At 64.2% G+C, this 21,873-nt stretch carries 17 protein-coding genes and 1 pseudogene; 10 read left to right on the top strand and 8 right to left on the bottom strand.

Going from position 1 to position 21,873, the window contains the following annotated elements; genetic code table 11:
- Positions 1 to 25: 25 nt before the first annotated feature.
- From J4O76_RS00190 to J4O76_RS00160, 7 genes are all read right to left on the bottom strand, one after another.
- Entirely contained in the window at positions 26 to 544 is a 519-nt protein-coding gene (locus tag J4O76_RS00190; protein WP_426279657.1) for a hypothetical protein, read from the bottom strand.
- 396 nt (positions 545 to 940) lie between these two features.
- Positions 941 to 1,666: a DUF6629 family protein gene (locus J4O76_RS00185; RefSeq protein ID WP_426279656.1), complete on the bottom strand. Its 726-nt coding sequence runs from the start codon at positions 1,664 to 1,666 to the stop codon at positions 941 to 943.
- Positions 1,667 to 1,748: 82 nt separating this feature from the next.
- On the bottom strand, positions 1,749 to 3,005 hold the full coding sequence (locus tag J4O76_RS00180) for a cupin domain-containing protein (RefSeq protein ID WP_426279655.1): 1,257 nt from the start codon (positions 3,003 to 3,005) through the stop codon (positions 1,749 to 1,751).
- 39 nt (positions 3,006 to 3,044) lie between these two features.
- Positions 3,045 to 3,452 carry a hypothetical protein gene (locus tag J4O76_RS00175; RefSeq protein WP_426279654.1) on the bottom strand — a complete coding sequence of 136 codons (408 nt, stop codon included), beginning with the start codon at positions 3,450 to 3,452 and terminating at the stop codon, positions 3,045 to 3,047.
- A 17-nt stretch (positions 3,453 to 3,469) separates the two neighbouring features.
- Positions 3,470 to 4,843, bottom strand: a complete 1,374-nt coding sequence (locus J4O76_RS00170) for an efflux transporter outer membrane subunit (protein WP_426279653.1) — start codon at positions 4,841 to 4,843, stop codon at positions 3,470 to 3,472.
- Entirely contained in the window at positions 4,843 to 8,046 is a 3,204-nt protein-coding gene (locus J4O76_RS00165) for an efflux RND transporter permease subunit (protein ID WP_426279652.1), read from the bottom strand. The genes J4O76_RS00170 and J4O76_RS00165 overlap by 1 nt, the downstream gene beginning before the upstream one ends.
- The gene (locus J4O76_RS00160) at positions 8,043 to 9,188 is read right to left on the bottom strand and encodes an efflux RND transporter periplasmic adaptor subunit (RefSeq protein ID WP_426279651.1); all 1,146 of its coding nucleotides are present in this window, start codon (positions 9,186 to 9,188) and stop codon (positions 8,043 to 8,045) included. Before J4O76_RS00160 ends, J4O76_RS00165 begins: the two co-directional genes overlap by 4 nt.
- A 396-nt stretch (positions 9,189 to 9,584) precedes the next feature.
- Between J4O76_RS00160 and J4O76_RS00155 the strand changes: the two genes are divergently transcribed.
- The 9 genes and pseudogenes from J4O76_RS00155 to J4O76_RS00115 all read left to right on the top strand — a co-directional run bounded on the left by J4O76_RS00155 (position 9,585) and on the right by J4O76_RS00115 (position 17,383).
- Complete coding sequence (locus J4O76_RS00155; RefSeq protein WP_426279650.1) at positions 9,585 to 10,007, top strand: hypothetical protein; 423 nt, start codon at positions 9,585 to 9,587, stop codon at positions 10,005 to 10,007.
- 256 nt (positions 10,008 to 10,263) lie between these two features.
- Positions 10,264 to 10,386: a hypothetical protein gene (locus J4O76_RS00150; protein ID WP_426279649.1), complete on the top strand. Its 123-nt coding sequence runs from the start codon at positions 10,264 to 10,266 to the stop codon at positions 10,384 to 10,386.
- A gap of 179 nt (positions 10,387 to 10,565) precedes the next feature.
- Positions 10,566 to 11,843 (top strand): sugar MFS transporter, encoded by a 1,278-nt coding sequence (locus tag J4O76_RS00145; RefSeq protein WP_426279648.1) that lies wholly within the window; start codon positions 10,566 to 10,568, stop codon positions 11,841 to 11,843.
- Positions 11,840 to 12,588: pseudogene (locus J4O76_RS00140) on the top strand (carbohydrate porin). The gene J4O76_RS00145 and the pseudogene J4O76_RS00140 overlap by 4 nt, the downstream one beginning before the upstream one ends.
- A 55-nt stretch (positions 12,589 to 12,643) precedes the next feature.
- On the top strand, positions 12,644 to 13,636 hold the full coding sequence (rsgA, locus tag J4O76_RS00135; protein ID WP_426279647.1) for a ribosome small subunit-dependent GTPase A: 993 nt from the start codon (positions 12,644 to 12,646) through the stop codon (positions 13,634 to 13,636).
- A 721-nt stretch (positions 13,637 to 14,357) separates the two neighbouring features.
- Positions 14,358 to 15,608 (top strand): lipoprotein-releasing ABC transporter permease subunit, encoded by a 1,251-nt coding sequence (locus tag J4O76_RS00130; RefSeq protein ID WP_056489550.1) that lies wholly within the window; start codon positions 14,358 to 14,360, stop codon positions 15,606 to 15,608.
- Positions 15,601 to 16,314: an ABC transporter ATP-binding protein gene (locus J4O76_RS00125; protein WP_426279646.1), complete on the top strand. Its 714-nt coding sequence runs from the start codon at positions 15,601 to 15,603 to the stop codon at positions 16,312 to 16,314. Before J4O76_RS00130 ends, J4O76_RS00125 begins: the two co-directional genes overlap by 8 nt.
- Complete coding sequence (locus J4O76_RS00120; protein WP_426279645.1) at positions 16,311 to 16,907, top strand: GNAT family N-acetyltransferase; 597 nt, start codon at positions 16,311 to 16,313, stop codon at positions 16,905 to 16,907. The genes J4O76_RS00125 and J4O76_RS00120 overlap by 4 nt, the downstream gene beginning before the upstream one ends.
- Positions 16,904 to 17,383 carry a glutathione peroxidase gene (locus J4O76_RS00115; RefSeq protein WP_426279644.1) on the top strand — a complete coding sequence of 160 codons (480 nt, stop codon included), beginning with the start codon at positions 16,904 to 16,906 and terminating at the stop codon, positions 17,381 to 17,383. Before J4O76_RS00120 ends, J4O76_RS00115 begins: the two co-directional genes overlap by 4 nt.
- A gap of 229 nt (positions 17,384 to 17,612) precedes the next feature.
- Here J4O76_RS00115 and J4O76_RS00110 read toward each other — a convergent pair whose 3' ends face one another.
- Positions 17,613 to 18,200, bottom strand: coding sequence for an HdeD family acid-resistance protein (locus J4O76_RS00110; RefSeq protein WP_426279643.1), 588 nt, complete (start codon positions 18,198 to 18,200; stop codon positions 17,613 to 17,615).
- 106 nt (positions 18,201 to 18,306) lie between these two features.
- Between J4O76_RS00110 and dnaE the strand changes: the two genes are divergently transcribed.
- Positions 18,307 to 21,873 carry a DNA polymerase III subunit alpha gene (gene dnaE, locus J4O76_RS00105; RefSeq protein WP_426280383.1) on the top strand — a complete coding sequence of 1,189 codons (3,567 nt, stop codon included), beginning with the start codon at positions 18,307 to 18,309 and terminating at the stop codon, positions 21,871 to 21,873.

The following is a 21,873-nucleotide window of genomic DNA, read 5'->3' as shown; positions in this document are numbered from 1 at the left end:
TGTTGGGCGGATCGCCCGTACCCGGTTACTGCGCGGCGAACGTTGCGTCGATCTTGCCGCCGGTTGGGGCTTCGCATTGGCCCTGACCGCCGCCAGTCATACCATCTGATGGACGTATGAGAACGAACCGACAGCGCATCCGACCGTCGCCGCCCTGCAGGTTCGCGAGCACCTTGCCCGAGTAGTGCGTGACGAACTGCTGGCTCGGTCCCCAGTCGTTGAAGCCGCCCCAACCACCCCCGCCCCAACCACCCCAATTGCCGCGGCCGCCACGGCCGCCCCAGCCGATGCCGCCCCAGCCGAGCCATAATGGCGCGAGGTCGTCGACCTGCGTTTCGCTCGTTACCTGGAAGAACGGGCCGGTGTAGCTCGTGCCGTTGGCGAGTACCGCGGTCATTGTCCCATCGCGTGGGCCTTTGGCGGTCCAGTTGAAGACCGCGGATTCACCAGGAACCTGCGAATCGCCGACACCCGACCCCATGGTCGTGCATCCTGCGAGCATCGTCGCAGCCAAGGCTGCGACGATGATAGCGTGAGACCTCACGACGCAGTCGTCGATGATGCAATGTAGGGAGCGGCCGCGTGCTGGTTCGCCGCATGGGTTGGGAGAACCCTTTGCTGGCATTCGTCGACGACCGTCTTCGAGCACGGAGGGTAGGCTCTCAGTCCTGCCGCTGAAGCAGGCGAGCCCGAACCGCCGAGCGAGGCGACCAGAATGCCGCCCGAAACCGCGGCGGCGACAATCAGCGCAGCGCTACGGGCTGCAAGTGTGGACAGGGTAACCATGACGTTTCTCTCTCTTCATGCGGGTCTTGATCGAAGGGCGATGCCCCGGCTCACGACCGTCGACGCTGCATCGTTGCAGCAATCTAGAGATGAGAAGCGATGCTGACGGATGTCTTACAAAGCCTGATTTATTTTGTGCATCCGCGAAGGAATTTCAGGGGCGGGGTGCCGCCGCCAAGCGGGATCCTCGCAACCATGTCAGTAGGAAGGGGGCATGCGGCGTGGACGTGTCGTTGGGTGTGCCGATGTTGATCTGCCGACGGTTGAACTGCCAATACAGCATCACGCTCAGGATGGCGGCGTAGAAGCACCAAACCGAGGCGAAGGCATAGCCTTTGACCAGATGGACGATCGTCAGACCGACGACGTTGACGACACCGTACGTCCTGACGACCCGGTGGCTCGACAGCAACAGCGCGCCGCACGTCGCCAGTATGTAGACCACCGATACTATCATGTTGCTGGTGATCGCGTTGCGATATGCGATCGAGAAATGTTCGACGAAGGCATGGATCGGGAACAGGATCAGCCCCGCGATATTCCAGGCGCATACGAACGCGCCGGCTAGGGTCAGTCCAACGATCGCGATACGACGCCAGCCAGGCGGTTCCATCAACGCAACCGCTGCTGGCATGAGCGTTGGCAGGACGCCCAGGGCGTACAGCATGAACAGGAGCACGGCATGGTCGAGCGCAACGCGGCCCAGAATGCCATGGAATGCCAGCCAGACGAGCCCCTCGCAGAATTGATGCCCCGCAAACAACAGCGGTACGGCTGCGAAGAGTAGCGCGCGTGGCTCGCGAACGTGGCGCAGCGTCGCCACACCGATCGTCGCCAGCACGCCGGAAGCGACGAAGCTGGCAGTAGCCGAAAAGCACATGAGCAGTCTTTCTAGCTATTGGCGAGCCAAAGGCCTGCCGTGTTTCCTGCCACAAAGCTAGGAAGGTCTGTTGCTATCAGCGTTAGACCGGCATGACGCCCGGTCCGCCGACGGGAAAATGAGCGATCGTCGACGCGGGAATGTTCAAATGTTGTGCGACGAGGCCGGGTGGCACGTGCGTCAGCCAGTTCGAGAGTGATACCTCCTCGTAGCGATCCGCACGAAATATCTCGAGAAAGACGAGGTCGCCAGTCCCGGTATTCTCGATGTAATGCCCTTGGCTTTTCTTCACATAGCCAACGTCGCCGGCATTGAAGTCCATCGTCGTCGCTTTCGGACCATTGTCGAAGATCGTCATACGTCCTTGGCCTTGCATCCAATATTGCCATTCGTCGGCATTGGGATGCCAGTGGATCTCTCGCAGGCCGCCGGGCTTCACGGTTACGAGTGCCGCTGCGACGGTCTTGGCGATCGGGAAGTTCTGGCTGTCGGCGATCTGGATCGTGCCACCCGTCGTGGAGTGGCGTGGGCTCGATCGGGAAAGGTGGAAGATGACCGGTGCGGCGCCCGGTACGACGTGCGCTGCGGCACGGTCGGCGGCGAGCGTGCCGGGTTCCTGCCCCTGGAAGATCCATTTACTGTTCAGCGGGATCGTCTTGAACGCATCTGCGGGGACGTTGAAGTTCTTGGCCAGAATGTCTGGCGGGATGTGCGCCATGAACTCGCTGAGCAACAGCGTGTTGTTCTCCGACTGCGCGCCATCGTCGAATGCCAACACGAACTCGCAACCTTCGGGGCCAAGTCCTTGGAGAGAATGCGGCAGTCCTGCGGGAAAATACCAGAGATCGCCTGCTTCGACGTCGTCGACGCTGGCCCGACCTTGCGTATCGATGGTGGTGATCCGGCATCGACCACGGGTCATGATCGACCATTCCGCGGTCAGGTGCCAGTGCAGCTCACGAATGCCACCGGCGGAGAGGTGCATGTTGACGCCGGAGATCGTCGTCGAGATCGCGAAGTCGGCTTGCGTGACCTGACGCGCCCAGCCGCCGTTCTGGATACGTTTGTGGGCGTTGTTGAACGATGCCCAGAACATCGGCAAGGTGTCCACGTCGGTCGCTGGGGGGCTCGACGACGAAGGAAACTGATCCGCTAGCGTCGGGTTCTGGGGTCCGATCACCGTATCGTGGGTCGCAGGGTTCTTGGCGGCGTTCAGGGCGCCTTCGGGTGGCAAGTCGGGATTGCCGTATGCTTGGGCCTGAGCGTGTGCAGTAGCGCCGACCGCGACGCCGAGCGCAGTAGCGGCGATCAGGAATTCACGACGTTTCGGATTGTCCATGACGGTGCTCCGGGAGGGGGATTTAACGATTGCGTTTGGTCATCCGTGAGGAACCGGCGGCGTACTGCCGGGACACAGCCGATATTCGGCCCCGTCGCGATCGTTGTGGCGTGAGAGGCTTGTCGTCGAATGAAGCGTAAAGACCTGCGTTTCGGATTGCGCGCGTGCTTCGGTCCCGTCGCCCATCGCCGCGCATGTGGTTCGGACGCGATAGGTCGCTCCGTGGCGCGAGATCAGCGTGCTGTGACACTGACTGGTATGCGGTCCCGACAGCGCATGGCCATCATAGGCAAAGATCGCGGCGAGCGATGGGTCGTTGCACGGCGTACCGGCGCGAACATAGGTTCCCGGCGTGATCGGTAGCGGCCCGCGGTGTAACCCGGTGCTGGCAAATGCAGGCGCTGCGACCAATAGCACCGTCAGGGCGAAAGACGTCGGAGTTTGCATGCTCAATTCCTTGCTGTCTAAGCGCCACCGTCGGCACCGATGAACTGGTACAGCGCGACGCGGTTTTGCAGGTCGGCGAGGGTGATCGCGATCTGCGTCTGCTGTGCGGCGTACAGCGTCCTCTGCGCGATCAGGGCAGCTAGGAACGTCGACGTGCCGATCCTGTATTGTTCGTCTGCAAGCCGATAGCTGGTCGATGCCGCTGCCACGAGCCGCGCCTGGGCCGCGCGTTGCGTGTCGATGGTGCCGCGGCGGGCTAGTTCGTCGGCGACTTCACGGAAGGCGGTCTGGATGGTGTAGCGGTACATCGCCAAGGCGTAGTCGCGTTGCGCTTTGGCGTAGTCGAGGTTGCCGCGGTTTGCCCCACCCAGAATCGGAAGCGTCGCCGCGGAGGCACCGGACGCGCCGAGCGCGCCGCCGGTGAACAACGCGCCGAGCGCGGTGCTGGCAAAACCGAGGATTCCCGTGAGCGAGATCGTCGGGAAGAACGCGGCGCGGGCGGCGCCGATGTTCGCGTTGGCGCCTTCGAGAGCGTGTTCGGCCTGCACGACGTCGGGGCGTTGCAGCAACACCGTCGAGGACAGGCCCGCAGGGACCAGCGCCACCGTCCCGTCAAGGTCGCCGAGCGACGTCGGCAGCTGTGTGTCGGTAACCGGCGTCCCGACGAGCAGCGTGAGTGCGTTGCGATCTTGGGCAAGCTGCGTCGTAAATTGCTCCACGTCCGATTGTGCCTGAGCGACGACGGTCTCCGCATCGGCGACATCGGTGCCGGCGACCAGCCCCGCGGCATGCAGCGACTGGGTCAGCGCAAGGCTGCGGTTGCCGCTTTTCAACGTCTCCTGCGCTACCCCGAGCAGGTCGCGGTCCGACGCAAAGGTCAGATAGGCGCTCGCGGTTTCGGCGATGAGCAGGATGCGGGCCGATCGCATTCCCGCATCGGTCGCGAGATATTGCTGGAACGCTGCCTTGCTGAGATTCTTAAGCCGTCCGAACAGGTCGATCTCGAAACTGCTGATGCCGACATTGGCGGCGAAGGTCTGCGTGTTGCCGGTGGTATTGGTGATCGACCGATCCACCGTCGCCCCTGCGTTCGCCGACACGGTCGGAAGCTGCGACGATCGCTGCACGCGGTATTGCGCGCGCGCCTCTGCGACGTTCGCGACGGTCGCCGCCAGATTCTGGTTGTTGGCGAGCGCTTGCTCGATCAGCGTCCGCAGTCGTGCGCCGCCCATCACGGTGCGCCAGGGAAGACCGGCGGGCTGGTTCGTCGTCGGCGCGTAGGCAGCGCCTGTCGGCCAGGTCGGCGGCGCATCGATCGCGGGACGCAGATAGTGCGGGGTGAGATCGCAACCCGTGACAAGCAACGGGAGCGCGAACAGGATACGGCGCATCAGACGGTCCTCTCGATGCTGCCGGGCCTGGGAGCGGGACCGGGACCGGGTTCGGGCGGGGTCGCTGGGTCGCCGTGGAAAATGCGTGCGACCAGGACAAAGAACAGCGGCACGTAGAAGATCGCGAGGAGCGTCGCCGTCAGGATCCCGCCGACCACCGCCGTCCCGATCGCGATGCGGCTGTTCGCGCCGGCGCCGGTGGCGATCGCAAGCGGGAACGTGCCGGCGATGAACGCGATCGAGGTCATGAGGATTGGCCGGAGTCGCATCTTCGCGGCTTCCACCGCCGCATCGCGGGCATTCCGGCCCTCGGCATGAACAGTGGCCGCGAACTCGACGATCAGGATCGCGTTCTTGGCGGCCAGGCCCATCGTCGTCAGGAGGCCGATCTGGAAATAGATGTTGTTGTCGAGCCCGCGGACCGTCACCGCCAGAACCGCGCCGATCAATCCGAGCGGAACCACGAGCAGGACGGCGAACGGGATCGTCCAGCTTTCGTACAGCGCTGCGAGTGAGAGAAACACGACGAGCAGCGAGAGGCCGTACAGCATCGGCGCTTGGCCGCTCGAGATGTTTTGCTGATACGACAGCGCGCTCCAGGCAAAGCTCGTGCCCGGCGCATATTGCCGCGAAAGCGCCGCCATCCGCAGCATCGCGGTCCCCGAACTGACACCCGCCGCCGGGCTGCCGAGGATTTCATACGAGGACAGCCCGTTGAAGCGGGTGAGCGCGGTCGGCCCCTTTTCCCAGCTGGTCGTCGCGATGCTGGAGAACGGAACCATCGTCGGCGTCGTCGCCGCGGTCGCGATACCACCGTTGCTGACCGCAGAGGTCGAGCGGACGAACCAGTTGGCGAGATCTCCCGGAAGCATGCGGTAGGGTGCGTCGGCCTGCATATAGACCTTCTTCACGCGGCCTCGGTCGATGAAGTCGTTGATGTAGCTGCCACCCCAAGCCGCGCTCAGCGTGGCGGTGGCATCGCTTTCCGCCAGCCCCAGCACGGCGAGCTTCGCCTCGTCGATCGTGACCTTGAGTTGCGACGTATCGGCCAAGGAGTTCGGACGAACGCCAGCGAGCAGCGGATCCTTCCGTGCGGCGCCGATCAGCCGGTCGCGCAATGCTTCGAACGTGTCGATCGGGACACCAGCGGAGTTCTGCAGCTCGAAGGTGAACCCGTTAGCCTGCCCCAAGCCGCTGATCGGCGGCGGCGTAAGCACATAGATCTGCGCATCGCGGATCTTCGCCAGTCCGGCAGTCGCCCGTGCGTTGACCGCGTCGACTGTGTTGGCGGCACCCGTGCGCTGGTCGAACGGTGCCAGCGTCACGAACCCGAGACCGGAATTCTGCGATGAACCGGAGAAATTATAGCCATCGACGGTCAGCACACCCGTCACGTCACGCTTTTCGTTCTGGAGGTAATATTTCTCGATATCCGCGCGCACGCCGTCGGTTCGCGACTGCGCAGCGCCGGTCGGCAGCGTGTATTGAAACAGCGCGATGCCCTGGTCTTCGTTGGGCAAGAAGCCGGTAGGCAGGCGGACGAACAGCAAAGCGAGCACGACGAGGATGCCGGCATAAGCCAGCAGGTACAGCATCGGCCGCGTGATCGCGGTACCGACGCCTCCGACATAGCGGTTGGTCGCACGATCGAACCACCGGTTGAAGCGGGCACCGACGCCGTTGCCGTCGGCCTTGGACTGCCCCGCGGGTCTGAGCAGCGTCGCACACAATGCCGGGGTCAGGACCAGCGCGACCAGGACGGACAGGACCATCGCGGACACGATGGTGACTGAGAACTGGCGATAGATGACGCCGGTCGAGCCACCGAAGAACGCCATCGGCAACAGCACTGCGGACAAGACCATGGCAATGCCGATCAGCGCCGAACTGATCTCGCGCATCGATTTCGACGTTGCGTCCTTCGGTGACAGCCCGTCCGCTTCCATGATGCGTTCGACGTTCTCGACGACGACGATCGCATCGTCGACGAGCAGTCCGATCGCGAGGACCATGCCGAACAAAGTCAGCGTGTTGATCGAATAGCCGAACATCGCGAGGATACCGAACGTCCCCAGCAGCACGACGGGAACCGCGATCGCCGGGATCAGCGTCGCGCGCCAATCCTGCAGGAAGACGAACATGACGATCACGACCAGCACGATCGCCTCGAACAGGGTCTTGACGACGTCTGCGACCGACAGCTTGATGAAATCCGTCGTGTCGCGCGGGTAGACGATCCTGTAGCCCGCCGGCAGATGCGTGGTGAGCTCTGCGACCCGCAGCTTGACCGCCGCCGCCGTCTTGAGCGCGTCGGCTCCAGGCGTGAGCTGGATCGACAGTCCTGCCGCCGGATGGCCGCTATACTGCGCGTCGGTGATGTAGCTGTCGCTGCCCATCTCGACGCGTGCGACGTCGGACAGTCGCACCACGGTACCGTCGATCGCCGTCTTGACGACGATATTGCGAAACTGCTCGGGGGTCTGCAGCCGCGACTTGGCATTGACGATCGCGGTCAGCTGCTGGCCGGCGACCGCAGGCAATTGGCCGAGCTGGCCCGCGGAAATGTCGACATTCTGCGCCAGGACGGCAGCGCCGATGTCGGACGGCATAAGCTCGACCGCGGCCAGCTTCTGGGGTTGCAGCCAGATCCGCATCGCATACCCCGATCCGAACAACTGGGTTTGACCGACACCGGTGACACGGGAGAGGTCATCTTGGAGGTTGCTGACCATCCAGTCGGCGACGTCGGTTTGCGTGGATTTGTTCGTCGTGTCGTACACCCCGACGATCAGCAGAAAGTCGCTGTTCGACTTGGCAACGGTTACGCCTTCCTGTTGCACGACACTGGGCAGGCGCGAGCTCGCTTGGGTCACCTTGTTCTGGACCTGGACCTGCGCAATGTCTGGATCGGTACCCTTGGCGAAGGTGACCGTGATCGCCGCAGACCCGGCCGAGCTCGACGACGAGGAGAAGTACAGCAAACCGTCGATGCCGGTCAGTTGCTGCTCGATGACTTGGGTGACGCTCGATTGTAGGGTCTGTGCACTGGCGCCGGGATAGTTTGCGCTGATGCTGATCGAGGGTGGGGCGATATCGGGATATTGCGCGATCGGCAGCGTCGTGATGCCGAGGATGCCGGCCATCATGATGCCGATCGCGACTACCCAAGCGAAAATGGGCCGATCGATGAAGAACTGGCTCATGGGTTTTGCACCAGCGTCGGCAGTCGCACCGGGACCGGCCTAACGACCGACCCCGGCACTGCGTTATCGGTGCCATCGACGATAAGTCTGTCGCCACGTTTCAGTCCGCGCGTCACCAGCCATGCCTCGCCGACCGCCTGGGCCGCGATCACGGGCGTGGCGACGACGGTATTGCCGGCGCCGAGTACGAGCGCGGTGGCATTGCCCTTGGGATCGCGCGTAATGCCTTGTTGAGGCGCGAGGATACCGTTGGGCGTCACGCCTTGCGGCGCCGCGACGCGGACGAACATGCCGGGTAACAGCAGGCCCTCCGGGTTGGGAAAGCGTGCGCGCAGCGTGACCGTGCCGGCATTCTCGTCGACTGTGACCTCGGTGAATTCCACGGTGCCGGGATGCGGATAGCTGCTGCCATCGGGCAGTTTCAGCGTCACCGTGGTGCTCGACGGCAGCACGCTTCCCTTCGCCAGCGCACGCCGCAAGGTCAGCAAGGCGTCACTCGACTGGACGAGGTCGACATAGATCGGGTCGAGTTGCTGGATCGTGGCCAAGGCGGTCGCCTGGCTCGCCGTTACGAGCGCGCCGGGCGTAACCGCCGATCGGCTTATCCGGCCGCTGATCGGTGCGCGGATCAGCGTGTAACCAAGATTGATACGTGCGGCTTCCAGCGCGGCCGCGCTCTGGTGGATCGTTGCGCGCGCTTCCCGCGCAGCAGCGACGGTGTTGTCGAACTGTTGCTTGCTAACCGCGTCGGGATCGGTGAGCGATCCGTAGCGACTGGCTTGTGCCTGTGCCGCGGCATAGGTTGCCTGCGCGTTCTCCAGCGTTGCCGCAGCCTGGTCTCGACTGGCGCGGAACTGGCTGGGATCGATCCGGTACAGCGGCTGTCCGGCGCGGACGTAAGCGCCTTCCCGAAACAAACGCGCGAGAATTATGCCGTCGACCTGCGGGCGTACGTCGGACTCGGTGGTCGGATTTGTTCGCCCCGTCAGCTCCTGCGTAGTGGTGACGGGTCCCGACGTCAGTGTGACAATGCCGACCTGGGCCGGGTCGTGGGGGGCAGCGGTCTTGGGCGCGTTCGAGCAACTCGCGAGCAACAGGCCAAAAAGGAGCTGGGCAGGGCCCGTACCGAACCGTGTCACCACGTCCGCTGCCGATCCAACGGCGTTGTGTCACCCTCTGGGTTGACGTTCCAGCAGACGGCGACCTTGTTTGATGTTTCGGTCATGTCGAGTTCCTGTCGATCGAAGGATCGGGACGCTGCATCCCGACGAAGACTGGATCGCCTGTCCAAGGCCTCGGGCAAATCATACGTTCGTATGAGTAGGTTAAACGCGGTGCTTCATGACCAATTTCAGGAATGGTTCCGCGAAATTCAGATATAGCGGCAAGACCAAAGTATGGTATCCATCCACGTATTGTCTGTGGTCATGTCTTCCGTGGGATTTGTTTACTTATACGTAGACAGCAATCCGCAAAAACCGCGCCATTGTTGTGCGAAGCCACCAGGAGGTCTTGAAATGTTTATTCAAAGATTCGCTATGAAAGCGCTTTACGCCATGCTCGCATCGGCAGCCGTGGTTCCATTGCTTACCGCGCCCGCGACAGCGGAGTCGAAGAAGTCGATCGCCAAAATGGAGAACTCGCTCTCCGCGGCCGGGTTCATCGTGAAGCCGGCGAACTCGCCCGCTCGGCTGGCCATGCTTGCGCGGCTCCCGAAGGACAAGTTCGCGCGTCGGACGAAGGGCGACATCGTCACCTACGTCTACGCCGACCCGAAGGACTGCAATTGCCTCTACGTTGGATCGCAGTCCGCGTACGGCCGATACCAGCAGGCGGACCAGGCAAAGAACATCGTCGATCAGGAACGCATCGCCGCGGAGGATTATGACGATCCGGCGTGGAACTGGGACAGCTGGGGCAGTTGGGGACCTGGGTTCGGTTTCCGGCATCACGGATGGTGATGGCATGGTCAGCGGTGCGGGGCCGTGAAGCCCCGCACCGTTACCATCGGTTTCGCCGCGTCCATTCGGAGATCAGATCATCTCAGTGCCACTGAAGTATCAGGTGCCCTCAACGGTCGTTGCAACGGATCCGGACGCAACGCTCTTCGTCGAACTTGACGGATCGGCCACCCTTGCGACCGAGCATGGAGCCGGCGTTCCGTCATCGAATGATCGAGTACGGGCGTTGCCGGGACAAGACGGTGTCGGACCTGGCGTGGACGAGAATACCGAGGCCGGCGCTTCGGCCGTGCGCAACCAGTCACTTGCCGTTTTTGGTGCTAATTCGCTGGAGTGGCCATTCGTACTGCCGGTCGTGCCATTACGCGATGCCTATTAGCTGACGCCCACCTCACGGGCGCAAAAGGCACTGTTCAGCAGGGCGGGCTCTTCTTCGATAGCCGCCTGACGCTCGGTCCTGCTTGAAAGCAATCCTTCGCAATCACTTGCCTGCCGTGACGCGGCTGAACGCGCGCCAATGGTCGGCGGCTGTCCAAACCCATCCAAGGATGTTTCATCATGCCTTCAGAGATCGCCACGGCCAGCCGCTCGACCGATCCGAACTCGACCGTTCCGCGATCGCTGGTCTGGCTTGTCATCGGGCTATTCTTCATCTGGGGCGGCGCGACCAGCCTGAACGATATCCTGATACCGAAACTGAAGGGCCTGTTCTCGCTGACCTATACCGAGGTCATGCTGACGCAGTTCGCGTTCTTCATGGCATACTTCATCGTATCGGTGCCCGCTGGAACGCTGGTCGCGCGGATCGGCTATGTTCGGGGCCTGGTCGTCGGACTGGCGGTCATGGCGCTCGGAGCGGTCCTGTTCTGGCCCGCCGCCGGATCCGGCACCTATTGGAGCTTCCTGATCGCACTGTTCGTGCTCGCGGGTGGCATCACGATCCTGCAAGTCGCTGCCAATCCGTTGATCGCAGGGCTCGGCGATCCCGCCGGTGCCAGCAGCCGTCTGACCTTTGCGCAGGCGTTCAATTCGCTCGGGACGACGATCGCACCCTATATCGGCGCGCAGTTGATCCTCGGGTCTGCCGCCAAGGTCGATCCGGCCACAATATCCGCCAGTGCGCTCCCCGCCTTCCGTGCGGCCGAAAGCGAGATCGTCGCTCACATCTATCTCGGGATCGCCGTCGTGTTGGCGGTCATTGCCGTGATATTCTGGACGCAGCGCAAGACGCTGCGTTCGGAACGGCCGGATGAAGTCGGTTTTCGCGACAGCCTCAGGCTCCTGCGCGTGCCGCGCGTACGCTTCGGCGTCATCGCTTTGTTCGCCTATGTCGGCGCCGAGGTTTCGATCGGCAGCGTCCTAGTCAATTACCTCGAGCAGCCGAGCACGCTGGCACTGAGCGCGCAGTCTGCTGGCGAACGGCTGTCCTTCTATTGGGGCGGCGCAATGGTCGGGCGGTTCATTGGCTCCTGGCTGCTCTACCGGATCGCGCCGGGTAGGCTGCTCGCGGTCTTCGCAGGTATCGCGGCGGCGCTGGTCCTGACGTCGATCGTCAGCACCGGCGGCGTCGCGGGCTGGACGCTGATCGCGGTAGGGTTGTTCAATTCGATCATGTTCCCAACGGTGTTCTCGCTGAGTTTGGAAGGGCTTGGGCGCAAGACTGCGGAGGGATCGGGATTGCTCTGCATGGCGATCGTCGGTGGCGCGATCGTGCCGCTGATCACCGGCAGCATCGCCGACGCGTCGACGATCGCGACCGCGTTGATCGTACCCGTCATCTGCTACGGATTGATCGTCGCCTTCGGGCTGTCGGCATCGCGGAAGGTGGCTCAGTGACCCGCCTCCTCACCAGTCTCCACACCAGTCTCCTTGCCGCCGGTACGCTGGCCTCGACCATCGGCAGCCAGGCGTATGCCCAGGAAAAGGCGCCCGTTCCCGAGGCCAGCGCCGCGACCGCACCCGCCGACACGCAGCAGGCCACGGCGCCGGTCCCATTGACGGAAGAACCGCCTGCAGCCCGCCCTTCCACGTTGACGGGGGAGTGGGGCAGATTTCGCACCAGCCTGCGTAACGACGGCGTAGACCTGACGGCGAGCTATGGATCGGAGACCGCGGCGAACGTTTCGGGCGGGGACCGCCATCTCGTGCGCGAGACCGGCCAGTTCGTCTTCGGTGCAACCTTCGACGCGGAAAAGCTGATTGGCATTAAGAGCGGCACGTTTCAGGCGACGGTGACCTATCGGCGTGGCAAGGATCTGGGCGCGGCTGCGAATCTCGGCGTCTTGCAACAGGTTCAGGAGGTGTATGGCCGCGGCCAGACCTGGCGGCTGACTCAGTTCTGGTATCAGCAGAGCTTTGCCAACGGTCATGCCGATCTCAAGCTGGGGCGACTAACTCAAGGCGGGACTTTAACGCGTTCTCGTGCGATTTCATGAACCTCAGCTTTTGCGGTTCGCCGGTCGGCAATATCGCCGGCGATTACTGGTATACCTGGCCGGTCAGTCGGTCCGCCTTCAAGCGCACCGCCATTGCGCGGTCGCGTGTGCATACGGCGATGGCAATGCCCTCCGTCGCGGCCTAGACGATAGGCGGTGCGACCGCCGCCGCGTCGCCAGGAAAGATACCGCGCCAAGCTTATGACCGACCAGACTTTGGCAGACCTTGGCTGGACTGCGCATTTTGCGGACCAGCTGACCGAGGACGAGCGTCTCCACGGCCACCCTGTCCGCGTGATGGCGGTGCACCGTGGCAAGATCGCGGTGTCCGGCGCCAAATCGGACGGTTTCGTCTCGCCCTATATCGCCGGTGCGCAGCCCGAGGACGATCACCCGACGGTCGGCGATTGGCTGCTGATCGACAATCGAACGCAGGAGGCGACGCGAGTCCTTCGCCGCATGAACCTGTTCAAGCGACGCTCGCCGGCCGATCCGCGGAAAGATCAGATGATCGCCGCCAATGTCGACACCGTCTTCATCGTCGCATCGTGCAACCAGGATTTCAGCATCGCCCGCCTCGAGCGCTATCTCGTGCTGGCGCGCGAGGTGGGGGTGCCCCCGGTCGTCGTCCTCACCAAGGCCGACCTGACCGACACGCCCGAGGAGTTCGCGGCTGCTGCGCGCGCGATCGAGCCGGGACTGCTCGTCGAAACCGTCGACGGACGCGACCGGGCGGACGTCAAGCGGCTGGCGGCATGGTGCGGCCCCGGCAAGACCGTCGCGTTCCTCGGCTCGTCCGGCGTCGGCAAATCCACGCTCGTCAACGCGTTGCGGGGATCGGACAGCATCGGAACGCAGGCGGTGCGGGTCAAGGACGGTACCGGCCGCCACACGACGACGGTGCGCGAGATGCACCGGCTCGACCAGGGCGGCTGGCTGCTCGACCTGCCCGGTATGCGCGAACTGCAATTGTCGGAGGCCGCGACCGGGCTGGCCGAGGTGTTCGACGATATCGCGCTGCTCGCGCAGGAGTGTCGGTTCGCCGACTGTTCGCACGGGGTGGAGCCGGGGTGCGCGATCCAGGCGGCGATCGCGGCCGGGACGCTGGCGCCGGACCGTTTCGAACGCTGGCGCAAGCTCAACGCGGAGGAAAACGGCGCCGCGTCACGGCTGACGAAGCGCCGGACCCGCTGACGGCCGGGATGCCGTTGGGCATCCCGGCGACGTCCACTGGATAGGAACTTGGACGGATCGACATTCGGCTTGAGGTGCTAGGTCAGCGCTTTTCCTGTCATGCCGGACTGGTTCCGGCATCCACGGTGCCGCAAAATCGATAGCATTTAGCATGCGGAACGGTGGGCCCCGGAGCGAGTCCGGGGTGACTGAGTGGTTTTAGGACCGGCGCGCCTCAAGCTGAATATCGATCAGCCCTAAAGACCGTCGCTATTGGCTCGGCGGCATAGGGCAGGCAGCAAACGAAGATGTTTCAAAGTATAGATCGCTGCGGTGAACTATGCCGGACAAGCAAACGCCCGGACCGTTGCCGATCCGGGCGCCTGCGTGACGATCGCTCGTCAGCCCCCATTTTTTTGCTCTCGCATCTCGTCTTGCGACGGAGCGGAAAAGCAGTCCCCGAACCACGGCCGTTGCCTGTGTCTCAGCGAGTTTGTTGCTAGTTATGTCCGTGGATTTTGTCACGGTCTTTGCGCGGGGCGGCTCACGATTGAACTGCGCCTGTGGCGATTACGCAACAGACCAATCTAGACACTTCCGGATCGGGACCAATTCGCCCCGATACGAGGGGCCGCCGCACCCCCACTCACAGGGCTGACGCACCTGCCCCGACAGTTGCCTCGCAACGGGCCGCGTCCTAGAGCCGCTGCACCCTATCCCTAACGATCGAACCTGGCCGCCCATGATCCTGTCCCGCTACGAACGGATGATAGCCCGCCGCTATCTGCTGCCGGGCAAGGGCGAGGCGTTCATCTTCCTCGTCGCCTCGATAAGCCTGGTCGCGGTCATGCTCGGCGTCGCCGCGCTGGTGATCGTGATGAGCGTGATGAACGGCTTCCGCGCCGAGCTTTTCGACAAGATCGTCGGGCTCAACGGCCATGCGGTGGTGCAGGGCGTCGGTAATCGGCTCCCCGACTGGCGCGAGATCGTCGCGCAGGCGCAGAAGACGCCCGGCGTCACCAGCGCGCTGCCGCTGATCGAACAGCCGCTCGCCGCCACCTATAATGGTCGCGCCGAGGCGGTGCTGGTCCGCGGCATGCGCGTCGACGATATCCGCCGCAATTCGACGATCAGCAACAAGGTCGTGATGGGCTCGCTCCAGTCGATCACGCAAGGCTCCGGCCGGATCGCGATCGGCTCACGCCTCGCCGAATCGCTCGGCGCGCAGGTCGGCTCGGAGATTTCGCTGTTCAGCCCGCAAGGCCAGACGACACCGTTCGGCACCGTCCCGCGGATTGTCAGCTATACGGTCGGCGCGATCTTCGAGATCGGCGTCTATGATTACGACAAGGCGTACATCATCATGCCGATCGAGGATGCGCAGACGCTCCTCCTGATGGGCGACGCGGCCGGCATGGTCGAGCTGAAGACGGTCGACGCGGACCGCGTCGGCGAGATTCTCAAGCCGCTCGCCGACAAGATCGGCGGCAACGCGGTGATCGCCGACTGGCGGACGATGAATGCGCAGCTGTTCGAGGCACTCGCGGTCGAGCGCGTCGCGATGTTCACCGTGCTGTCGATCATCATCCTGGTCGCGGTGTTCAACATCCTCTCGTCGCTGATCATGCTGGTCCGCGCCAAGACGCGCGACATCGCGATCCTGCGGACGATGGGCGCGACGCGTGGCTCGATGATGCGGATCTTCATCGTCGTCGGCACCACCATCGGCGCGCTCGGCACGGTCGCGGGCCTCGTGCTCGGCTTTATCTTCCTGTTCTACCGGCAGGGCGTTGTGAACTTCGTCCAGCTCCTCACCGGCCAGAACCTGTGGGATCCGTCGATCCGCTATCTGACCGAACTCCCGTCGAAGACCGACCCCGTCGAGATCGTCGTGATCGCGCTGATGGCGCTCGTTTTCAGCTTCCTCGCAACGCTCTATCCGGCCTGGAAAGCGGCGAGTACCGACCCCGTGCAGGTGCTGCGTTATGAATGAAGGCCTTCGTATCGACCGTAAGATCGAGAAGTTCGACGATTATGTCCTGCAGACCAGCGGGCTGACCAAGAGCTTCACGCAGGGCGGCGCGACCATCGACGTCCTGCGCGGCGTCGACCTCGCGATCGCACCCGGCGAGATCGTCGCGCTGCTCGGGCCATCGGGCTCGGGCAAGTCGACGCTGTTGCAGGCCGTCGGTCTGCTGGAGGGCGGTTTCCAGGGATCGATCAGGATTGCCGGCACCGAGGCCGCGAAGCTCAACGCGCATGAGCGCACCGTGGTGCGCCGCGACAGCCTCGGCTTCGTCTACCAGTTCCACCACCTGCTGCCGGACTTCAACGCGACCGAGAACGTCGTCCTCCCGCAGCTCGTCCACGGCGCGACGCGGGTCGAGGCGCACAGGCGGGCAGCGGAATTGCTGACCCAGCTAGGCCTCGGCCACCGCCTGACTCACCGCCCGAGCCAGCTTTCCGGCGGCGAGCAACAGCGCGTCGCGGTCGCCCGTGCGCTCGCCAACAAGCCTGCGCTGGTGCTGGCGGACGAGCCGACCGGCAACCTCGACGAACATACCGCCGACATCGTCTTCGCCGAGTTTATCCGGCTGGTCCGCGAACAGGGCACTGCGGCGGTGGTCGCGACGCACAACGAGCGGCTGGCAGCCCGGATGGACCGCGTGCTGCGGCTGCACGAGGGGCGGCTGGCGTGAGCTGGGGCGAGACGCCGACGCTCACCGGGCGTCACGTCACGCTCCGCCCGCTGGTCGCCGACGACATGGATGCGCTGGTCGCGGCGGCGGCGGCGGACAACCTCTGGGACACGTTCTACGCCAACGTCACGATGATGAAGGCGCCCGAACGCTGGCTGGCGGCGGCGTTGCGTGAGCAGGACTTTGGCCGTGCGCGACTGTTCGCGGTGGTGGCTGGCGGGACCGTCGTCGGCACCACGCGCTTCATGCGGATGAACGAAGGAAACAAGCGCCTGGAGATCGGCGGCACCTTCTACGCGAAGGCTGTGCAGCGCACCGGCGTCAACACCGAGGCCAAGCTGATGCTGCTAACCTACGCGTTCGACACACTCGGCTGCGAATGCGTCCAGATCCGCACCGACTCGCTCAACAAGAACTCGCAGCGCGCGATCGAACGCCTCGGCGCCAAGCGCGACGGCGTGCTGCGCGGGCATCAGGTGATGGCCGACGGTCGCTTGCGCGACACCGTCGTCTACAGCATCCTCCGCCACGAATGGCCCGGCGTACGTCAGAACTTGGCGTATCTGCTGGCCCGACACGAGGACCGCCCATGACCGCGATCACCGACTTCACCGTAAAGACCGCCGACGGCACAGCGACTTCGCTCGAACCCCACCGCGGCAAGGTGCTGTTGATCGTAAACACTGCGTCCAAATGCGGCTTCACTCCCCAATATGACGGACTCGAAGCGCTGCATCGCGATTATGCGGAGCGCGGGTTCGAAGTGCTCGCGTTCCCGTGCAACCAGTTCGGCGGGCAGGAGCCGGGTGACGCAGCCGAGATCGCCAACTTTTGCACGCTGACCTACGACGTGACGTTCCCGATCTTCGCGAAGGTGGATGTGAACGGGGCAGGGGCGGACCCGCTGTTCGAGCGGCTGAAGTCGGACGCTCCGGGGGTGCTCGGGTCGAAGGCGATCAAGTGGAACTTCACCAAGTTCCTCATCGGGCGCGCTGGGGCCGTGATGGATCGCTACGCCCCAACGACCAAGCCCGAGGACATCCGCAAGGATATCGAGAAGCTGCTCTAGAAGCAGTCACCTCACACCCAGCGCCACCCCGGCGAAGGCCGGGGCCCAGTTGGAAAGGTCAGAGTAACGAAACGCCGACCTAAGTTAGCAAGGTCCCGCGACTGGACCCCGGCCTGCGCCGGGGGGGGCAGTATGTAGGGCCGTTGCGGGTACCAAAAGTAAGCATGTTCCCCCGCGAAGGCGGGGGCCCAGACTGGACTCCCGCCTTCGCGGGAGAACAATCAGGCGGTCACACCGAAAACGCCGGCGCGCCCTTCTTATGCGCCAGCGCCGAAGCAACCGAAGTCACCCCACCAAACAGGAAACTGATCCCCAAAACATACCCCGGCAACGTCAACGCCGACCAAGGCAGTGTCGCTAACACGATCACCGCCAGCAATATGTTCACCACCCCCAGCGCAATCACCAGCCCCTTGCCACGCCGAAACCGCGCCCCAAGCCCGATCTCCAGAACGCCACGCAAACCAAGCCAAACCGCAATCAGCAACGTCAGCGAGATCGCGCCCGTCGCGGGCTCGAACGCCATGATCAGCCCGATCACCAGCGACACCAGCCCAAACCCGATCGCATAGCCGCGCCCCTCATGCCCCTTGCCGGCAAACCCCGACACGATCGACACGATCCCGGCGGCAATCAGAAACGTCCCGATCACCAAAGTCGCGGCATAGGTCGCGGAAAACGGCGACGCGAACGCCATGATCCCCAGCACCACCGACAGCACGCCATACGCCAGGATCCAGCCCCAGCCAGCGCCTGCACGAGGCGTACCCGCAGCCGTGGTTTCAGTATCGGCAAAGTGCCCGCGTGGATCGGTCATGAAGAATGCTCCCAGATGTCTCCGCCGCAACGGCTCGTCGTGTCCGGGGTTCCGATCGGACTCAACGCCGCTGGTCGAATCGTGCGTCAACGCCTACCTGAATATGATGCCTCATTCCGGTTACGTCCCCCTCCGCGTTTTCTCCTGCTACACCATGCTCGACGGCGCCATCGATCCCAAGGCGATCGCCAAGCAGGCGCGCGCGCTGGGCTTTCCCGCCGCCGCGCTGACCGATCGCAACGGGCTCTACGCAGCGATGGCCTATTCGGACGCCGCCAAGAAGGACGGCGTCCAGCCGATCATCGGCGTCATGCTCGGCGTCGGTCGCCCCGACATGCCCGACGGCGTCGCCACGCAGTTCGACTGGCTCGCGCTCTACGCTCAGAACATGACCGGCTACGACAATCTCTGTGCGCTCGTCTCGATGGCACATCTCGACCGCCCGATCGAGATGCCCGCGCATGTCGACTTCGCCGCGCTCGAACGCCACACCGACGGCCTGATCGCGCTGACCGCAGGCGGCGAGGGCGGTCTTGCGCGGCTGTTCGCGGAAGGCCAGCCCGACCGTGCCCGCGCCTATCTCGACCGCCTCCAAGGCCTGTTCGGCGACCGCCTCTACATCGAGCTCTCGCGCCGCAACGACGCGATCGAGACCGCGGCCGAAGCCGACCTCATCGACATCGCCTACGACCGCAATCTCCCGCTGGTCGCGACCAACCCGTGCTGCTTCACCGAGAGCGCATTCGGCGACGCGCACGACGCCATGCTCTGTATCGCGCATTCGACCTATGTCGAAACCGAGGACCGCATCCGCAGCTGCCCCGAGGCCTGGATGAAGCCCGCGCCGGTGATGCACGAGATGTTCGCCGATCTGCCCGAGGCGATCGCCAACACCTTGATCGTCGCCCAACGCTGCGCGGTGATGGCGCCGTACCGCAAACCGATCCTCCCCAGCCTCGCCGGCGATATCGAGGGCGAGGCAAAGTTGCTCCGCGACGACGCCGAAGCCGGTCTAGAAGCGCGTCTTGCCCGCATTACCGAACTCCACGGCGAAGGCGAGGACGGCTGGCGCGACGTGTACCGCAAGCGGCTCGCGTTCGAGGTCGACGTGATCGTCCAGATGGGCTTCCCCGGCTATTTCCTGATCGTCGCCGATTTCATCAAATGGGCGAAGGACCACGACATTCCGGTCGGCCCGGGCCGTGGTTCGGGCGCAGGCTCGGTCGTCGCCTGGTCGCTGACGATCACGGACTTGGATCCGATCAAGCTCGGCCTGCTGTTCGAGCGCTTCTTGAACCCGGAACGCGTGTCGATGCCCGATTTCGACATCGATTTTTGCGAAACCCGCCGCGTCGAGGTGATCCGCTACGTCCAGGAGAAATACGGTCGCGACCAGGTCGCGCAGATCATCACCTTCGGAAAGCTGAAGGCGCGCGCGGTGCTGAAGGACACCGGCCGCGTGCTGCAGATGAGCTACGGCCAGATTGATCGCCTCGCCAAGCTCGTGCCTAACCACCCGACCGATCCGTGGACGCTGGAGCGCGCGCTCAACGGCGTCGGCGAGTTGGCGAAGGAATACGCCAACGACAACGGCGTCCGGAAGCTGCTCGATCTGGCGATGAAGCTAGAGGGCCTGCCACGCCACTCGTCGACGCACGCTGCCGGCGTGGTGATCGGCGACCGACCGCTGGCGCAGCTCGTGCCGCTGTATCGCGATCCACGGTCCGACATGCCCGTCACCCAGTTCGACATGAAATATGTCGAGGGCGCCGGCCTCGTGAAGTTCGATTTCCTCGGGCTGAAGACGCTGTCGGTGCTCCAGAAGGCGGTGCAACTACTCGCCAAGCGCGGCGTGACGGTCGATCTCGAGGCGCTCGAATGGGACGATGCGGGCGTCTACGCGCTCCTGCAAAAGGGCGACACCGTCGGCGTATTCCAGCTCGAATCGGAGGGCATGCGCCGTACGCTGTCGGCGGTGCGCCCGTCCAATTTCGGCGACATCATCGCGCTCGTGTCGCTGTATCGACCGGGCCCGATGGACAACATCCCGTCGTTCGGCCGCCGCAAGAACGGCACCGAGGCGATCGACTATCCGCATCCGCTGCTCGAACCGATCCTGTCCGAAACCTACGGGATCTTCGTCTACCAGGAACAGGTCATGCAGGCCGCGCAGGTGCTGGCCGGCTTCTCGCTCGGCGGCGCCGATCTGCTGCGCCGCGCGATGGGCAAGAAGGTGAAGGCCGAGATGGACGCGCAGCGCGCGGGGTTCGTCGAGGGCTGTCTCACCGTCAACGGCATCAAGAAGGCCGAGGCGAACGCGCTGTTCGACTTGATCGACAAGTTCGCCGGCTACGGCTTTAACAAGAGCCACGCCGCCGCCTATGCGCTGCTCGCGTACCAGACCGCGTGGCTCAAGGCGCACCACCCGCACGAATTCTTCGCGGCCTCGATGTGCTACGATCTTCACCAGACCGACAAGCTGGCGATCTTCACCGACGACATGCGCCGTCTCGGGATCACCGCGCTGCCGCCGTGCATCAACGCGAGCCAGGCCGAGTTCGATGTCGAGGTTTTGCCGGACGTAGAACTCGGACCAGAAGATTGTTCACCCGCGAAGGCGGGTGCCCAGACTGGGTCCCCGCCTTCGCGGGGAAACAATCTCGCCGTCCGCTACGCCCTCGGCGCGCTGAAATCGGTCGGCGAAGGCGCGATGGAGAAGCTCATCGTCGAGCGCGTCCAGAACGGCCCGTTCGCCGGTCTCGACGATCTCGCCAAGCGCGTCGACCCGCGCCTGCTCAACAAGCGCCAGCTCGAAACGCTCGCCGCCGCGGGCGCCTTCGACGGCCTCGATCCGAACCGCGCCGGCATCCACGCCACCGCAGAGACGATCCTCGCGATCGCCGCGCGTACGCACGAACAGAAGACCAGCGGGCAGGGCGGCCTGTTCGGTGACGCCGAGCCCGCGGGCGATGCGATCAAGCTCCCCCCCTCGGTCCGCTGGACGCTCAGCCAGCGCATGGACCAGGAAAAGGAGGCGTTCGGCTTCTATTTCTCCGCCCACCCGGTCGACCGCCATCGTCACATCGCGGTCAGCCACGGTGCCCGCGCCTACACCGCACTGTCCGAGCTCAACATCCCCGACGACGGCAGCCGCGCCGGCGCGACGATGGCGGTGCTGGTCGAGGACGCGCGCTATCGCACGTCCGCGCGCGGCAAGCGTTTCATGATGGCGCAATGCTCCGACGCGAGCGGCCAGTTCATGGCGACCTGCTTCGACGACCAAGTCTCGAAGGACCTGGAGGAGGCGGCCAAGGCCGGCGGCTGCGGGCTGATCACCGTCGAGCTCGACCGGAAACCCGGCGAGGACACGCCGCGCGTCAGCATCAAGCGCATCCAGCCATTCGAGGGCCTCGCCAACCTCGCGCGCTTCCAGGTGGTCGTGACAATCTCCGACATGACCGCGTTCGCCGGCCTCGCGTCGCTGCTTGCCGAACACCGCGGCGCGCGCGGCGAGGTTCGCGTCCGCGCGCAATTGCCCGACGGCGAGGTCTGCATCCTGCTGGGTCGCGACTTCCTGCTCGACGGAGAGCTTGTCGAGCACATCGAGTCGTTGCACGGTGTCGCCAAGGTGGAGATGAAGACCTCGGAAACGAGGCTCGCTCTGGTCGGTTAA

Origin of the sequence: Sphingomonas sp. NFX23, from assembly GCF_049887795.1 — a bacterium.
Taxonomy (GTDB): domain Bacteria; phylum Pseudomonadota; class Alphaproteobacteria; order Sphingomonadales; family Sphingomonadaceae; genus Sphingomonas.
Note: the sequence above shows the minus strand (reverse complement) of the source record. Positions and strands in the feature narration are given on the sequence as shown.

What these genes read in the sequence shown, in the direction of transcription:
- dnaE (WP_426280383.1), top strand. Translation starts at nt 18,307, where the DNA reads ATGCCTCATTCCGGTTACGTCCCCCTCCGCGTTTTCTCCTGCTACACC.
- J4O76_RS00185 (WP_426279656.1), bottom strand. Translation starts at nt 1,666, where the DNA reads ATGTGCTTTTCGGCTACTGCCAGCTTCGTCGCTTCCGGCGTGCTGGCG.
- rsgA (WP_426279647.1), top strand. Translation starts at nt 12,644, where the DNA reads ATGACCGACCAGACTTTGGCAGACCTTGGCTGGACTGCGCATTTTGCG.
- J4O76_RS00110 (WP_426279643.1), bottom strand. Translation starts at nt 18,200, where the DNA reads ATGACCGATCCACGCGGGCACTTTGCCGATACTGAAACCACGGCTGCG.
- J4O76_RS00130 (WP_056489550.1), top strand. Translation starts at nt 14,358, where the DNA reads ATGATCCTGTCCCGCTACGAACGGATGATAGCCCGCCGCTATCTGCTG.
- J4O76_RS00125 (WP_426279646.1), top strand. Translation starts at nt 15,601, where the DNA reads ATGAATGAAGGCCTTCGTATCGACCGTAAGATCGAGAAGTTCGACGAT.
- J4O76_RS00115 (WP_426279644.1), top strand. Translation starts at nt 16,904, where the DNA reads ATGACCGCGATCACCGACTTCACCGTAAAGACCGCCGACGGCACAGCG.
- J4O76_RS00170 (WP_426279653.1), bottom strand. Translation starts at nt 4,843, where the DNA reads ATGCGCCGTATCCTGTTCGCGCTCCCGTTGCTTGTCACGGGTTGCGAT.
- J4O76_RS00180 (WP_426279655.1), bottom strand. Translation starts at nt 3,005, where the DNA reads ATGGACAATCCGAAACGTCGTGAATTCCTGATCGCCGCTACTGCGCTC.
- J4O76_RS00165 (WP_426279652.1), bottom strand. Translation starts at nt 8,046, where the DNA reads ATGAGCCAGTTCTTCATCGATCGGCCCATTTTCGCTTGGGTAGTCGCG.
- J4O76_RS00175 (WP_426279654.1), bottom strand. Translation starts at nt 3,452, where the DNA reads ATGCAAACTCCGACGTCTTTCGCCCTGACGGTGCTATTGGTCGCAGCG.
- J4O76_RS00155 (WP_426279650.1), top strand. Translation starts at nt 9,585, where the DNA reads ATGAAAGCGCTTTACGCCATGCTCGCATCGGCAGCCGTGGTTCCATTG.
- J4O76_RS00145 (WP_426279648.1), top strand. Translation starts at nt 10,566, where the DNA reads ATGCCTTCAGAGATCGCCACGGCCAGCCGCTCGACCGATCCGAACTCG.